At 66.8% G+C, this 15,797-nt stretch carries 13 protein-coding genes; 4 read left to right on the top strand and 9 right to left on the bottom strand.

All coding sequences use genetic code 11. The features are described 5' to 3' along the window. Positions 1-175: 175 nt before the first annotated feature. On the bottom strand, positions 176-568 hold the full coding sequence (locus QPK27_RS15345) for a hypothetical protein (RefSeq protein WP_290419128.1): 393 nt from the start codon (positions 566-568) through the stop codon (positions 176-178). Positions 569-769: 201 nt separating this feature from the next. Between QPK27_RS15345 and ompR the strand changes: the two genes are divergently transcribed. Both ompR and QPK27_RS15335 read left to right on the top strand, forming a co-directional pair. Then, entirely contained in the window at positions 770-1,534 is a 765-nt protein-coding gene (gene ompR / locus QPK27_RS15340; RefSeq protein ID WP_290419127.1) for a two-component system response regulator OmpR, read from the top strand. Between the two features lie 92 nt (positions 1,535-1,626). Further along, positions 1,627-2,916, top strand: a complete 1,290-nt coding sequence (locus tag QPK27_RS15335; protein WP_308633513.1) for an ATP-binding protein — start codon at positions 1,627-1,629, stop codon at positions 2,914-2,916. Positions 2,917-3,098: 182 nt separating this feature from the next. Here the strand turns inward: QPK27_RS15335 and QPK27_RS15330 are convergent, their stop codons facing one another. The 3 genes from QPK27_RS15330 to QPK27_RS15320 form a co-directional block, all read right to left on the bottom strand. After that, a complete protein-coding gene (locus tag QPK27_RS15330) occupies positions 3,099-4,067 on the bottom strand; it encodes a threo-3-hydroxy-L-aspartate ammonia-lyase (protein ID WP_290419125.1) in 969 nt (322 codons plus the stop codon). A gap of 118 nt (positions 4,068-4,185) precedes the next feature. Continuing rightward, complete coding sequence (locus QPK27_RS15325) at positions 4,186-4,866, bottom strand: polyphenol oxidase family protein (RefSeq protein ID WP_290419124.1); 681 nt, start codon at positions 4,864-4,866, stop codon at positions 4,186-4,188. 68 nt (positions 4,867-4,934) lie between these two features. Next, positions 4,935-5,930 (bottom strand): 2-hydroxyacid dehydrogenase, encoded by a 996-nt coding sequence (locus QPK27_RS15320; protein WP_290419123.1) that lies wholly within the window; start codon positions 5,928-5,930, stop codon positions 4,935-4,937. Between the two features lie 203 nt (positions 5,931-6,133). Between QPK27_RS15320 and QPK27_RS15315 the strand changes: the two genes are divergently transcribed. Next, complete coding sequence (locus QPK27_RS15315; protein WP_290419122.1) at positions 6,134-6,523, top strand: DUF4124 domain-containing protein; 390 nt, start codon at positions 6,134-6,136, stop codon at positions 6,521-6,523. Between the two features lie 25 nt (positions 6,524-6,548). Here QPK27_RS15315 and QPK27_RS15310 read toward each other — a convergent pair whose 3' ends face one another. The 3 genes from QPK27_RS15310 to QPK27_RS15300 form a co-directional block, all read right to left on the bottom strand. Further along, positions 6,549-9,488: an EAL domain-containing protein gene (locus QPK27_RS15310; protein WP_290419121.1), complete on the bottom strand. Its 2,940-nt coding sequence runs from the start codon at positions 9,486-9,488 to the stop codon at positions 6,549-6,551. 110 nt (positions 9,489-9,598) lie between these two features. Continuing rightward, positions 9,599-10,384, bottom strand: a complete 786-nt coding sequence (locus QPK27_RS15305; RefSeq protein WP_290419120.1) for a hypothetical protein — start codon at positions 10,382-10,384, stop codon at positions 9,599-9,601. A 221-nt stretch (positions 10,385-10,605) separates the two neighbouring features. Beyond that, positions 10,606-11,472, bottom strand: coding sequence for a PhzF family phenazine biosynthesis protein (locus tag QPK27_RS15300; protein WP_290419119.1), 867 nt, complete (start codon positions 11,470-11,472; stop codon positions 10,606-10,608). A 159-nt stretch (positions 11,473-11,631) separates the two neighbouring features. Between QPK27_RS15300 and QPK27_RS15295 the strand changes: the two genes are divergently transcribed. After that, entirely contained in the window at positions 11,632-12,282 is a 651-nt protein-coding gene (locus tag QPK27_RS15295) for a GNAT family N-acetyltransferase (RefSeq protein WP_290419118.1), read from the top strand. Here QPK27_RS15295 and QPK27_RS15290 read toward each other — a convergent pair. Continuing rightward, positions 12,279-13,430 (bottom strand): MFS transporter, encoded by a 1,152-nt coding sequence (locus QPK27_RS15290; RefSeq protein WP_290419223.1) that lies wholly within the window; start codon positions 13,428-13,430, stop codon positions 12,279-12,281. The genes QPK27_RS15295 and QPK27_RS15290 overlap by 4 nt on opposite strands. Before the next feature lie 298 nt (positions 13,431-13,728). Beyond that, complete coding sequence (locus tag QPK27_RS15285; protein WP_290419117.1) at positions 13,729-15,768, bottom strand: glycoside hydrolase family 97 protein; 2,040 nt, start codon at positions 15,766-15,768, stop codon at positions 13,729-13,731. Positions 15,769-15,797: the final 29 nt, after the last annotated feature.

Genomic DNA, 15,797 nt, shown 5'->3' with positions numbered 1-15,797 from the left:
AACAGTAAGATGGGCGTAAACATAGCATGTTGCGGAATATAAATAAATATATTGCAACAAGATTTCTTAGATGAAATTACCTAGACACGATTACAAGCTTTCGCAGAGCCAGCAACCATGAAAAACGGCGCCCACAGGCGCCGTCGATTCCGATCAGTGAACGCTTGCCAACGCTTCAACGGCGCTGCGCGTTAGGGTAGACGTCCGCTCCGCTTTCGCGGATCTGGCGCCGCAGGTCGCGCCGCTCGTCCGGGGTCATGCGACCGCCGCGGCGCTCGCCGCCCATCGACTCGCGCTGGGCTTCGATGGCGCGGCGCTGCTCGTCGCGCATCTCTTGCGCGCGCTGTTCGAAACGCGCGTCCTGGGCTTGCGCCTGCATCTGGTAGCGTTCGCGCATCTGGGCCGCATCGTCGCGCCGGCTGCCGCGATCCTGCTGCTGGGCCAGCGCCTGCGAGCCGCCCGCCGCCAGCATGCACGCCACCACACCAAGGCGTACAAGCCGCGCGAGCCGGCCGTCGCGTGCTGCCGCGCCGGATACTGCTGGGTTGTCGTTGAGCGCTTGGTTCATGGTGTTCCTCTTCCGCGATGCCCTATAAAAAGATAAGCTGTGGTGATCACTTGACGCCAGTGTAGGTGCATACCGTGAGCGGAGTAAGACTTATTGGGTAAAGTTTGTAACACATTGTAATGGCTGGGTTCAGTCGTGCCGACGCCAACGCGAAGAGAAGTTACCATAGCGACATTCATCTGACAATTCTGGACAGTTTTTATGACTCCGACTTCGAACAACACGGGCACACCCGGCGCGCAAGGCGGCCATTCGGCCAAGATCATGGTCGTCGACGACGACGTCCGCCTGCGCGACCTGCTGCGCCGCTACCTCACCGAGCAGGGTTTCCAGGTCGTGACCGCCGAGAGCGCGCCGGCGATGAACAAGCTGTGGCTGCGCGAACGCTATGACCTGCTGGTGCTCGATCTGATGCTGCCCGGCGAAGACGGCCTGTCGATCTGCCGCCGGCTGCGCGGCGCCGGCGACCAGACCCCGATCATCATGCTCACCGCCAAAGGCGAAGACGTCGACCGCATCGTCGGCCTCGAGATGGGCGCCGACGACTACCTGCCGAAACCGTTCAACCCGCGCGAGCTGGTGGCGCGCATCGGCGCGGTGCTGCGCCGCAAGGGCCCGGACGAGATCCCGGGCGCGCCGTCCGAAACCCCGCAGACCTTCGAGTTCGGCGACTTCGTGCTCGACCTGGGCACGCGCACGCTCAAGAAGAACGGCGAAACCGTTCCTCTGACCACGGGCGAATTCTCGGTGCTGAAGGTGTTCGCGCGCCATGCGCGCCAGCCGCTGTCGCGCGAAAAATTGATGGAGCTCGCGCGTGGCCGCGAATACGAAGTGTTCGACCGCTCGCTCGACGTCCAGATCTCGCGCCTGCGCAAACTGATCGAGCCGGATCCATCCAGCCCGCTGTACATCCAGACCGTCTGGGGCCTGGGCTACGTGTTCATCCCTGAAGGCCAGCCGCGCTAGTGTCTTCCTCGTTTGCGCCCTTTGCCGCCGCGCGCCGCGCGGTGCGCTTCGCCTGGTTCAAGAGCGGCCTGTTCTGGCGCACCTTCTTCCTGATGTCGCTGCTCACGACGGTGTCGATGGGCGCGTGGATCGGCATGATCAACGTGTTCCAGCGCGGCCCGCAGGTGCAGCAGACCGCCGAGCTGGTGGTGTCGGTGGTGACCATCACCAAGGCCGCCCTGACCCACTCCGCGCCCGACCTGCGGCGCGAGCTGCTGCTCGAACTGGTGTCGAACGAAGGCATCCGCATCTTCACGCTGGAGGACAGCGACGTGGTCGACCCGCCGCCGCACAATCCCCTGATGCCCGAGATCGCGGCCATGGTGCGCGAGCGGCTCGGTCCCGATACGCGCTTTTCGAGCGGCGTGAACGGCGTGCCGGGCTTCTACATCAGCTTCAACATCGAGGACGACAAGTACTGGCTGATGCTCGAACGCGAGCGCCTGGCCGGCCTGACGCGGGTGCAGTGGCTCGGCTGGGCCACCGTGGTGGGACTGCTGTCGGTGCTGGGCGCGGCCCTGATCTCGAGCCTGGTCAACCTGCCGCTGGCGCGCCTGACCGCCGCCGCGCGCGCGATCGCCAAGGGCGAGCGCCCGGCGCCGCTGCCCGAGAAGGGATCGCAGGAGATCATCGAAGCCAATCGCAGCTTCAACCAGATGGTGGAAGACCTGGCCCAGGTCGAGAAGGACCGCGCCGTGATTTTGGCCGGCATCTCGCACGACCTGCGCACGCCGCTGGCGCGCATGGGGCTGGAAGTGGAGATGGCGAATCTGTCGAACGAGGCGCGCGAAGGCATGCAGTCGGACATCGCCCAGATGGACGCGATCATCGGCCAGTTCCTCGACTACGCCAAGCCGACCGAGGCGGCCACGTTCGTGGCGGTAAACCTGTCCGAGATGCTGTCGGACGTTGCGCGCGAGGCCGGCCGCATCCAGGGCCTGCGCGTGAAGACCGACCTGCTGCCCGACGTGCACGTGCTGGGCAACGCCACCGACCTGCGGCGCGTGGTCAACAACATCATCGAGAACGCGCGCCGCTACGGCACCACGCCGGGCAAGGACTATACCGAGATCGACATCGCGCTGCGCGTGAAGGCCACCGGACATGGGCGGCGCGCCGTGATCGAGATCGGCGACCATGGCGTCGGCGTGCCGCCGGACCAGATCGCGCAGCTGATGAAGCCCTTCACGCGGCTGGATAGCGCGCGCGGGCAGGCGAATGGGGCGGGTCTGGGCCTGGCGATCGTGGAGCGGGTGCTCACGCGCCACAATGCGGGGCTGGATGTGAGCAACCGCGCCGGGGGCGGGTTCATGCTGCAGGTAGCGTTGCCGCTAGCGGGATAACGCCGCCAGCCTTGAAACCGTCATTCCTGCCACTGGCAGGAATGACTTCCCGCGCAGGCGGGAACCTAAGTTCGATATGCAGCCACTTAAGCGGATGTTAGTGGTACGCAAATAAACTTAGGTTCCCGCCTTCGCGGGAACGACGGTTTTCGGGCTGGTAGTACTAAGCGATCGTCCACAGATCAACCCGCGATCAGGCTCGCAAACCTTCCGAGGTCGATATTCCCACCGCTGATCAACACGCCGATCTTCTTCCCCTTCAAGCCGTCCTTCATCTTGCGCGCCGCCGCGAACCCCAGGCATCCTGTCGGCTCCACCACGATCTTCATGCGCTCGGCAAAGAACCGCATGCATTCCACCAGCTCCGCGTCGGTCACCGTCAGGATGTCGTTCACGTCGCGCCGGATGATCGGGAACGTCAGCTGTCCCAGGTGCTGGGTCTGCGCCCCGTCGGCGATGGTGCGCGGGGTGTCGATGTGCACGATCTCGCCTTTGCGGAACGACTGCTGCCCGTCGTTGCCCGCCTCCGGCTCGACGCCATACAGCGCGCAATCGGGAGACAAGGCACGCGTAGCCAGCGCGGAACCGGACAGCAGCCCGCCGCCGCCCAAGCACACGAAGAACGCATCGAGCGCGCCAACTTCCTCGAACAGCTCCTTGGCCGCGGTGCCCTGCCCGGCGATGACGTCGGCATGGTCGTACGGCGGGATCAGGGTCAGCCCGTGCTTCTCGGCCAGCTCGCGCCCGATCTGCTCGCGGTCCTCGGTATAGCGGTCGTAGGTGACCACGGTGGCGCCGTAGCCGCGCGTGGCCGCGACCTTGGCCGCTGGGGCGTCCTGCGGCATGATGATCGTGGCCGGCATGTCCAGCAGGCACGCCGACAGCGCCACCGCCTGCGCGTGGTTCCCGGACGAGAACGCGACCACGCCGGCGCGGCGCTGCTCGGGGCTGAACTTCGCCAGCGCGTTGTAGCCGCCGCGGAATTTGAAAGCGCCCATGCGCTGCATGTTCTCGCACTTGAAGAACACCTCGGCGCCGAATTCGGCGTTGACCGTGCGCGAGGTCAGCACCGGGGTGCGGTGCGCGGCGCCGGCGATGCGCTCTGCCGCCTGGACGACGTCTTCGTAAGTGGGAAGCTGGGGCGTGGTCATGGGTGTGAAAGTCCTCGTGAAATGCGCCCGGCGGATCGCCCTGGGCAGTGGTCGTGAATCGGAAATACTATCCAAGCCCGCAGCGGCCGTCAAACCACAGCGCCCCGGATTCCAGGACTCAGCGCGCGATGACCGACCACTGCACGTCCACGCCCGGCGCGCGCGTCTCGCGGTCGCGCCGATAGCTGTGGTAGGCAAAGCCGCCGGCGTCGGCGTCGCCAGTGGCGCACATCGTGCAGGTGTCGCTCGACCAGACCTGGCCGAAACCGGCGCGCTCCAGCTGCCAGCGCACCACCCCGGCCAGATTCAGTCGGCCCGGGCGTGGCGCCAGCAGCGCGGGCGCGATGTCGTAGCGGGCGCGGAAGGCGTCGATCACCTTCTGCGACACTTCGTAGCAGCAGGCGCCGGCGGTGGGACCGATCGCGGCATGCCAGTCAGCGGGCGCCTCGCCGAGCCCGGCCAGGAACGCCGCGAACGCGTCGACGATGCCGTCGTGCGCCCCGCGCCAGCCGGCGTGCAGCGCCGCCACCGCCGCCCCGTCCTGGCGCGCCAGCAGCAGCGGCGCGCAGTCGGCGGTCGCGATCGTAAGCAGCACGCCGGACTGTTCGGTGAACATGCCGTCCGCCTCGCCGCAATCCTGGCCCGGATGGTCGATGATGGCGATGCGGGTGCCGTGGCGCTCGTGCTGCACGGCGCGCGTCGGCCAGGTGTCGGGAAACGACGCCGTCATGTCGTCGTCGCGGTTGCCGAAACCGTGGTCGATACCGGGGATGCGTTCCAGGATGGGACTGACGAGCATGGTATTCGAGCGGTAGTGAGGACAGGCGCCATTCTACGCCGCCAGGCGTCAGCCAGATGCCGCGGCTTTCACGCGCGCGGCACGCGGTTGACCAGTTCTTCTCCGCGCTCGAAAGCACTGATGCTCTCGATCGTGGTGCGCATGATCTGGCCAATCGCCTCCACCGTGAAGAAGGCCTGGTGGCCGGTCACGATCACGTTCGGGAACGACACCAGGCGCTGGATCACGTCGTCCAGGATTACGGTCGACGACAGGTCCTGGAAGAACAGGCTGGCTTCCTGCTCGTAGACGTCGATCGCCAGCCCGCCCAGCTGCCCGCTCTTGAGCGCCTGAATAGCCGCCTCGGTATCGACCAGGCCGCCGCGGCTGGTGTTGACCAGGATGCAGCCGCGCTTGACCCGCGCCAGCGCTTCCGCGCCGACGATGTGGTGGGTTTCCTCGAACAGCGGGCAATGCAGCGACACCACGTCGCTGCAGGCCAGCAGTTGCTCCACATCCATATATGCGCCGCCGAGCGCCTCGAAGGCCGGCGTCGGAAAGCGGTCGTGACCGACCAGCCTGCAGCCGAAGCCGGCCATGATGCGCGCGAAGATCAGGCCGATCTTGCCGGTGCCGATCACGCCGACGGTCTTGCCGTGCAGGTCGACGCCCATCAGGCCGTCGAGTTCGAAGTTGCCTTCGCGCGTGCGCACGCTGGCGCGCGCGATCTTGCGGTTCACCGCCAGCAGCAGGCCGACCGCGAATTCGGCCACCGAATGGGGCGAATAGTCGGTGACGCGCACCACCGCGATGCCGAGCCGCCCGGCGGCGCCGACGTCGATGTGGTTGTAGCCGGTGGAGCGGGTCGCCACCAGCCGCGTACCCTGCGCCGCCAGCAGCGCCAGCACCTCGGCGTCGACGCTGTCGTTGACGAATACGCACACCGCCGCGCAACCCGCGGCCAGGACCGCGGTTGCCGGGCTCAGGCGATCTTCCAGGAAACGCAATTCATGGCCGGCACCCTCGTTGGCTTGCGCCAGCATCGACTTGTCGTAGCGGCGCGCACTGAACACGGCTGTCTTCACAAGTTTCTCCTCGTCACGATCAACGCGACGATTCTATGCCACGGCGCGCCCGTCGGTCGCCCGGCAGACCGCGACTAAGCCAGTCTGGTCCGTAACGGCGACGGCATCTTGGACTACAGCCACTTGTGAACCAGCGAACAGAAGCGAAGTGATGCAAAGAAGACAATGGTTCATCCCCACAAGACCCCGACGAGGAGTCGACCATGAAGCGTCATCTCTGCAAGATTTTCCTGGTTGCCGCGGCAAGCTGCTCCGCCCCGGCGGTGCTTGCCGATTCCGTGATCGTCAAGTGCATCGACGGCGCGGGCCGCGTGACCCTGACCGACCAGCAATGCGAGGCCGGCAGCGCCACCGTGCGCATGGCCAGCATGCCGGCCAACGACGGCGTGACGCAGGTAGCACCGTATCCGCTGGTGAGCCACGAAGCCAACCTGCCGCCGGCGCGCGAACTGCAGCGCCGCGCGCCCCCGTTGCGCGGCGCGCATGCGGTGGCCAAGCCGATGGAAGGCGACGTCGCCACGCTCAAGGCCGCGCGCGCCCAGTTCCTGCTCGACGACGGCGGCCAGCGCACGGCGCTCGCCGGACTGGACTGATCCGAGGCCGCTGCGGCGCGCCTGTTCAGTGCAGCTGCGTCACGCTCGCCAGGTGCGGCGGCGGCGGATTGTCCAGTTCCTGCAGTAATTCCAGCAAGGCCGGATCGGTGATGAAGCCGGCCGCCGAGCGCGCCTCAAGCAGGCGTTGCGGCGGCTGCGAGCGCGCCACCACATAGCCCTGCACGTAGTCGACGCCGATCTCGTGCAGCGTCTGCACGGTGGCCGCGTCCTCCGCCCATTCGGCGATCGTCTTCATGCCCAGGTTGCCGGCCAGGCTGACGATCGCTTCCACGATCGCCACGTTGGCCGGATGCGCATTGATGTTGACGATGAAGTTGCCGTCGATCTTGAGCACGTCGGCCGGCAATTCCTTCAGGTACGAGAACGAGGTATAGCCGGCGCCGAAGTCGTCCAGCGCGACCTTGACGCCGAAGCTGCGCACCTGGTCGATGAAGCGGCGCGTGTTGTCCAGGTCGTGCAGCGCCACGCTCTCGGTGATTTCCAGGCACAGGCGGCTGGCCACGTGCACGTAGCGGCCCAGGATGTCGAAAGTATCCTGCACGAAGCGCTCGTCGTTGAGCGAGGCGCCGGACAGGTTCATGCACACGAAGCGCGTGTTGGCGAGCTGCTCGGCATGCTCGGCGATCCAGGCCAGCGTGGTATTGAGCACCCAGCGGTCGATCATGCTGGCGCGGCCGCTCTTCTCGGCGGCGGCGATCACGGCGCCGGCCGGGATCACGCGGCCATCGGCCTCGCGCATGCGCAGCAGCACCTCGAAATTGAGCGACTCGTGCGGCGCGCGCAGCGACATGATCGGCTGCATCTCGAGCAGCAGGTTGTCGGTGGCATGCGGGCCGGACAGGCGCTCGACCAGGTCCAGCTCGGCGGCGCGCTGGCGGAAGGCGTCGGCGCCGCGCTCGTACACCACCAGGCCATCCCCTAAGCCGGTCTTGGCTTCGCGGCAGGCGCGGTCGGCGGTCGAGATCGCATCTTTCATCGGCATGCCCGGCACCACCTCGATCACGCCGACCGAGCCGCGCACGTGGAACGCCTTGTCGCCCACCCGGTATGGCGTGTTGCCGAGGCGGTCGACGATGCCGCGGCAGATGATCGAGGCCAGCGGGATCGCCGTTTCCGGCATCACGATCACGAATTCGTCGCCGCCGACGCGGCCGATCTGCTGGCCGCCGGCCAGCATCGCGCCCATCCGTTCGCACACCTGTTTCAGCACTTCGTCGCCGGCGCCGTGGCCGAACAGGTCGTTGATCAGCTTGAAACGATCGAGGTCGACATAGGCCAGCGCCATCGGCCGCCCCTGCGCCAGGCTGGCGACGGCGACGCTGAATTCGCGCTCGATGCCGCGCCGGTTGAAGACCTTGGTCAGCGGATCGTTGTTGGCCATGAAGCGCAGTTGCTCGGTGGCCTTATGTTTTTCGGTGGTGTCCTGCAGCACGCCTTCGATGCGGGCGCGCGCCAGCGTGGCGCTCACCAAAAAGCGCTGGCTGCCGTCGCGGCTGGCCAGTTCCATCTCGGCCTCGGCCTTGCCGTGCACCTGCTCGTGCAGGTTGGTCCAGCTCGCTTCGGTGAAGAACTGGCGCCAGGCGGTGCGGCCCGGCATGAAATTACTCATGCCCAGCATCTTCTGCAGCGCCGGATTGACGCTCAGGAAGTGGCCATACATATCCAGCGTGAACAGGCCGACCGGCATCGCCTGGTAGGCGTGCTCGAGCTCTTCCTGGGCGGCCTGGCGCTTCTCGGTTTCCATGCGCATCTGCTCGGCCACGGCGAGCGCCGCCAGCAGGCTCGACGCCAGCGCGGCGGTGACGCTGTTGATCACGCCCAGCAGCTCGCGCATGCCGAGCGCGGCCGACAGGACTTCGGCCAGCGAAGCCAGGAAGGTGACCGCGAACGAGGCCGCGAACCACGAGGCAACCCGGGTGCGCGATTCGACGATGATCTTGAACAGGCCGATCGTCATCAGGGAGAAGCAGCACACCAGGATGCCCCACAGCAGCGGCAGGTACATGCCATACGGCAGCAGCATGGCCGCCACCAGCATCGGCATGCACAGCCACTGCATGACGCGCATCGGCAGCGCGTAGCGCATCTCGGCCAGGTGTTCCTTGAGCAGCGCCTGGTACAGCGTCAGGGTGGCGATGCCGTACAGGGTGATCGTCACCGCGCGGCTGCGCAGCAGCCAGTCGGACGGCACGGTCTGGCCCAGCCACTGGATGTCCCAGCCGGCCGACAGCGCGCCCACGCGCAGGTTGAGGATCAGCCAGCCGGCGAACAGCACGTACACCGGCTGGCGGTTGATCAGGGCGGTGATGATGATGAACAGGGCGAGCACGATCATGCCGCCGTCGAGCAGGCCCGACTTGCGGTGATATTGCTCGACCGACAGCGCGAACTGGTCGGCCGGCCATTGCAGCACGCCCAGGCGCGCCGGCCCGGCGAAACCGGCGCGGCACAGCAGCTGGCGCGGCAGCGGCGCCGCGTGCAGCGAGAAGCCGGCTTTTTCGGCGCGCAGCACGCCGCGTTCCACGCTGCGGGTGGCGCTACCGAGCGGCGCCAGCGTGGCACCATCCCAGCAGGCGATGTCGAGCGCGTGGCGCGACGGGAATTCGACCACCTGGGCGCCGGGACGCGGCATCGGCTCGAACAGGAACCACACCGGCGCTTCCGACAGGTGGGTGTCGTGGCCGTTGGTGAGCGGACGCGCGCGCACCTGGGCCAGCGCGGCGGCCGGGTTCAGGACCGCGGACTCGTCGACGGTGACGTGCATCGCCAGCGGCACGTCGCCGCTTGTACGGTATTCGTCGTGCCAGAACAGCAGCGCGACCAGCGACACGATGCCGATCCCGAGCGGAATCAGGTAGAACGAAAAGATGTTTAACACCAGCTCGACGGCCGAGTGCACGGCGGCCGGCACCTTGGAGCGCAGCTGGGGTTTGAGGTTGGACATAGACGGCTTCGAGGCAAACTTGCGGCTGCCGCGCACATGCTGGAGGCAGTGCGACGGCCAGTAAAGCACAAGGATACAGCTTTAGCCTGATGCCGTCATGCAATAAATGCTCAGGCTACGGCCATTTCACAACGGTTTTGAGCGGCTTGCAGCTCGGTCCTGCGCGGCACGATCAGGCTCGGCGGCGGCGCGGCCGGACCGATGTCGATGTCCGGATGGTGAGTGTTGAAGAAGAAATTCAGCATCGGGTGACGCGCCTCCAGCCAGCGCTGCTGGAAGGTAGCGATCTCGAACGCCATCACGCGGTGCGGCAGGTTGCCGACGTGGCGCAGCGGCACCATGCCCTGTTCCGGGAACACGTCGACGAACATCAGCTGCTGGTACTGGCGGTCGACCGGCGAGCGGCCGGTGGCCACCGAGTAGTCGATCGCGTTGTCTTCGCAATACATAAAGCAGGCCTTGACCAGCGCGATCTTGACCATGCGGCCGACCCGGCCTTCGTCGATGCCCAGGCGCGTGGCTTCGACCAGGCGCTTGCCCTGCAGCCAGTCGGGCAGGGTCACCGATTCTTCCACGCCCAGCGGACGGTAGAGGTTGGTGCGGATGCGGGTGCTGCCGATCGGCGTGCCGTCGAGCTTGGATTCGGCGAGCAGCACGATGGTGTCGGCGTCGTAGTCGGCGGCCTCCGGCTGCGCCAGGCTGCGGGCGAACTCGGGCACGTGGCGAGCATAGGCGGCGTGGCGCACGCGCACGGCCTTCAGCAGATCCGCTTCGGTCTCGACCCGGCGGACGGTGAACGGCAGGCGTTCGACGCTACGTCCCGCAGCGGCTTCGCGCGCAGTACGCGAGCGGGACGCTTTGGGTGGGTTGAACACGGCTGCTGGAAACAGCTCCATGGCGGTACTCCTGAATAAAGATTTGATAATGGGTTTGTCTGGGACAAATTATCAATCCGGCCATGGCGAATCGAACTGCTGAGTAAGCGTGCTTTTTGCCTTCTATTTAATGCTCATCAATACGGCTGCCGAGTAGCAAATACCAAGTGTTCCAATCGGATCCGACAGCCTGGTTATGCGGGCGCGGCGTCCCGCGTTAACCTGGCTGCAACACGCGCCTGTCACATCATGCGCGCCGAACCCGACACGCGGATGGACGCGCCGGCTTCGCTGCCGATCTCGGCCGTCAAACGGGAGCGCATGCCCATGTCCTCGCCCTGCACCACTTCGATCCGTCCGCCGTGCGGCCAGCCGATGTCGCGCAGGTAGCCGGCCAGCGCCGCGGTGCCGGCGCCGGTGGCCGGGTCCTCATAGACGCCGCCGGAGGCGAACGGGTTACGCGTATGAAACAGCTGTGCGTGCTCGGCCCAGGCCAGCACGATCGTCACCAGGCCGTAGCGCGCCATCAGCGCGCGCCCCGCTTCCAGCTCGTAGCGCATCGCCGCCAGCGCCGCGCGGCTCGACAGCGCCAGCACCAGGTGGTCGGCGCCGCCATGGGCCAGCGCCGGCGGGATGCGCGGGTCGAGATCGGCCGCTGCATAGCCGAACAGCGCCAGCGCGGCCTCGACCAGGTCGGCGGATGCGGCCGTGCTGCGGGTCGGCGGCGACTGCAGCGCCGCCAGTACACGCGCGCCATCGACCCGGCCTTCTACCGTGATCGCCGCCGCGTTCAGCTGCAGGGCATAGCGCCCGTCGCCATGCTTGCGCGCCAGCGCGGCGCCGAGGGCGATGGTGGCGTGGCCGCAGAATGGGACTTCGGATTCGGGCGAGAAGTAGCGAACGCGCCAACTTTCTCCTTCAGGCGCAGCGAAGGCGGTCTCGGAAAAGCCGACCGCATGCGCCAGGCGCCCCATCTCGGCGGCGGACGGCAGGCTGGCGCCGATCCAGACCCCGGCCGGGTTGCCGCCCTGGCCGGCGTCGTCGAAGGCGGCGATGCGCTCGATGGTGCAGAGCTGCTGGGCAAAGTCGGTGGGCTGGTTCGGGTTCATCGGGCGCCTCATATGGTCGGGATGCCAGCATGATAACGGCACCCGGACAGCGGTGCTCGACCCGCGGTGGATGAAATGCGCGGTCGATCGGCCGGCGCGCGCCGATGCCGTGTACAGTCGAAGATTGGCGCAACGACCGACCATCGATGGAGACTTGCCGTGACCGGACAATTCGAATCAGCCCAAGCCTCCCCCGAACTTCTGTGGGGCTGGCTCGCCGCGCGCTCGGTGGCACGCGGCCTGCCGTTGCCGGTGCCGGCCCATGGCGGCATGCGGGTCGATACCGGGCGGCCGGACGAAGCGAGCCGGCATGTATTCGCCGGGCCGGACCCGCGCATCGGCGAGCTGGCGGCAGCGATCCGCACGCCGCGCCACTTCATCAAGATGTGCGGTCCGGGTGAACGGCTGCTGTCGCTGGCGCCGGCGGGATGGGAGCTGCAGCCGCGCGCCTACCTCATGACCCAGGACGTTTTCCGGCAGCCGCCGCTGGCGCTGGACCCGGCATACCGCCTGGCGCTCGCGCGCCAGGGCGGCGCCATCGCCGTGTCCATCCATGCGGACGATGGCCGGATCGCTGCCAGCGGATACGCTGCCGAGCATGGCGGCGCATTCGTGTTCGACCGTATCGCCGTCGATCCGGGCCACCGGCGGCGCGGACTGGGCCGCGCACTGATGGCGGCCCTGGGCGCCGAGCAGCGTTCGCCGCAAGCGACCAGGGTGCTGGTCGCCAGCGACGACGGCCGCGCCCTCTACAGTACGCTGGGCTGGTCCGTGCGCTGCGCCTATTCGACCATCGTGATTCCCGGCTAGCGCGCCTGATCCATCTTCGGCAGCAGCGCCGCCATGATGCCCAGCAGCGGCAGGAACGAGGCGATGCGGTACACCTGGTCGATGCCGTGGATGTCGGCGATGTGGCCCATGGCCGCCGCGCCGATGCCGCTGATGCCGAACATCAGGCCGAAGAAGATCCCCGAGATCATGCCGACCTTGCCCGGCACCAGCTCCTGCGCGAAGACCACGATGGCCGAGAAGGCCGACGACATCACCAGCCCGATCAGCACCGACAACACGCCGGTCCAGAACAGGTTGGCGAACGGCAGCGCGATGGTGAACGGCGCCGCTCCCAGGATCGAGAACCAGATCACGCGCTTGCGGCCGATCTTGTCGCCGATCGGGCCGCCGGCAAAGGTCCCTGCCGCGACCGAGGCCAGGAACAGGAACAGGTACAGCTGGGCGGTGCCGACCGGCAGGTGGAACTTGTCGATCAGGTAGAAGGTGTAATAGCTCTGCAGGCTGGCCATGTAGATGTACTTGGAGAACACCAGCAGCGCCAGCACGCCCAGCGCCTGCCATACCTTGTGGCGCGGCAGCGCCGGGCCGGCGTGCGCCGCGGCCTTCTTGACCATGTTCTGCAGGTGGTTGCCGTACCAGCGGCTCACGCCGATCAGCACCGCGACGGCCACCAGCACCAGCAGCATGAACCAGGCGATCCTGCCCTGGCCGCGGCCGACCACGATCGCCGCGGCCAGCAGCGGACCGAGGGCCGAACCGAGGTTGCCGCCGACCTGGAAAAGCGACTGGGCGAAGCCGAAGCGCCCGCCCGAGGCCAGGCGCGCCACGCGCGAGGCTTCCGGGTGGAAGGTCGAGGAACCGACGCCGATCATGCCGGCCGCGATCAGGAGCGTCGCGAAGCTGTTGGCGTACGCCAGCAGGCCGACGCCCGCCAGGGTGACGCACATCCCGACCGGCAGCAGGAACGGGATCGGGCGCTTGTCGGTGTACAGGCCGATCCAGGGCTGCAGCAGCGAGGCGGTGCACTGGAAGGTCAGGGTGATCAGGCCGACCTGGGTGAAGCTGAGGGCGAATTCGTGCTTCAGCAGCGGGTAGATCGACGGCAGGACAGCCTGGACGCAGTCGTTGAGCAGGTGGACGAAGGCGACCGAGAACAGGATTTGCATCACGGTGCCGGATGCGGCGGGGGTGGAAACGGTACTTTGTGTGGACATGGTGAGGCGTGCGAATCATGCCGGGTCAAAATGGACAGTCCGACAGGATAGTCCATTTTGCCGCAACAGGTGCGGCGCAGCCCGGAGCCACCAGCCCCAAAACCGTCATTCCCGCGCAGGCGGGAATCTAAGTTCGACGAACGGCCACTGCGATCAACGCTAGTGGAGTGCGTAAAACTTGGATTCCCGCCTGCGCGGGAATGACGGTGTTGAGGGTGACGGAGCTACGCTATGACTCTGTCGGAAATGCTTACTTCACCGGCACCAGGCGGATCGCCTGCCCGCCCCCCGGCGCCAGCTTCAGCTTGAGCGTGTCGGCCGCCGTCACGTTACGCTTCTCGATCGCCAGCGAAAAACGCTTCTCGGTGCGGTAGTCGGCATCGTCGCCGTCGCGGTAGATCTCGGCCACATAGGTCTTGCCCTGGTCCAGGAACGACAGCGGCATGTCCAGCACGCGCGCATTGCCGTCGGTGACCGAGCCCACGTACCAGGCGTCCGAATGACGGTCCTTGCGCGCGATGGTCGCGTACTCGCCCACTTCGCCGTGCAGCACGCGGGTGTCTTCCCAGTCGGTCGGCACGTCCTGGATGAACTTGAACGCGCCCGGATAGCGCTCGTAATGTTCGATCAGGTCGGCCGCCATCACCACCGGCGAGTAGATCAGCACGAAGTTGGCCAGCTGCTTGGCCTGGGTCGAGTTGAACGGCTTCTTGTTCTTGCCCTCCAGGCTCAGGATGCCCGGCGTGTAGTCGAGCGGGCCGCTCAGCATGCGGGTGAACACGATATTGGCTTCGTGGTCCACGGTGTTCGGCGGCTCGCCCCAGGCGTTGTACTCGACGCCGCGCGCGCCTTCGCGCGAGATCCAGTTCGGGTAGGTGCGGCGCAGGCCCGTATCTTTCACCGGTTCGTGGGTGTTGATTGCGATCTTGTAGCGCGCCGCTTCCTCGATCACTTTCTGGTAGTGGCGCACGCCCTCTTGCGAGTCGGTATAGCCGAAGTGGATCTTGCCGTTCTTGCCCATGAACTGGGCCGCGCCGCCGTCGGTCACGTAGCCGGTCTTGATGCTGTCCACGCCGTTCCTGGCATACAGCTTGAGGGCCGCGTCGAGCTGCTTCTCGTAGTGGGCGATATTGCCGCCGGTCTCGTGGTGGCCGATGATGTGCACGCCGCGCTGCTTGCCGTAGGCGGCCAGCGCCGGCAGGTCGAAGTGTGGATTCGACTTCGTGAAGTCCATGTCGGCGCCGTTGCCGGCCCAGTCGCTGTCCCAGCCCGGATTCCAGCCCTCGACCAGCACGCCGCGGAAGCCGTTCTTCGCCGCGAAGTCGATGTAGCGCTTGGTGTATTCGGTGGTCGCGCCCAGCTTCGGACCGTTGGCCCACGACTTGGTTTCCAGGTGCATGTCCCACCACACGCCGACGTACTTGGACGGCTTGACCCACGAGACGTCGCCCAGCTTGTTCGGCTCGTTCAGGTTCAGCACCAGGTCGGACATGTACAGGCCGGCCGCATTATCCGCGATCTGCATGGTGCGCCATGGCGTGGTGAAGGCGCCGCTGCGCACCACCGGCGCGCCGTTGGCGGATGGCGTCAGGTGCGCGCGCAGGCGCTGGCCTTCGACCCGGCGCAGCCACATCGAGGCGTAGTCCACCAGCGCCGCTTCGTGGAAGGCGATGTGGGTGCCGTTGTCCATCTTGACCGTCATCGGGGTATTCGCCATGCCGACTTCGCGCAGCGGCGACTTCTGGATCGGGTATTCCAGCGCCCAGACTTCGCCGGCCTGCTGCCACCAGGCGGTGGCCGGCTTGGCCACCACGAACTCGGTCAGCTCGTCGGCGATGTGCAGCGCGCGGTTATTGGCCTGTTTCGGGAATTCGTAGCGGAAGCCGACGCCGTCGTCGAACACGCGGAACACGATCGCCAGGCGGCGGCCGTCGTTCTTCTTGACGTCGACGCGCATCTGGCGGTAGTGGTTGCGCACCTGGCGGCGCTCGCCCCACGGCTGCTCCCAGGTATCGTCATGGTCGGTGACCACGTTGCGCTCGAGCGCGAAGCCCGCGTCGAGCGGCTTGTCGCTGGCCAGCACGAAGCCCAGGCGCGACGGCGCGATCACCGGCTCGCCCTTGCGGTCGATCTTGTACGACAGGCGCCCGTCCGGCGCCACCAGCACCGACACGCTGAGCACCTTGCCCGGCGACTCGACGGTCGCCATGTTCGGGTCGGCCAGCGCGCTGCCGCTGCTGACCACCATGCCCAGCGCCACGCAGCAGCGCACCGCGAGGCCAATACTCATGAATTTCTGTGCCATGTTCGATCCCATTC

The sequence above is a fragment of the Massilia sp. YIM B02443 genome (assembly GCF_030411955.1).
Taxonomy (GTDB): Bacteria; Pseudomonadota; Gammaproteobacteria; order Burkholderiales; family Burkholderiaceae_D; genus Telluria.
The sequence above is the reverse complement of the archived record's forward strand: the minus strand, read 5'-3'. Positions and strand labels throughout refer to the sequence as shown.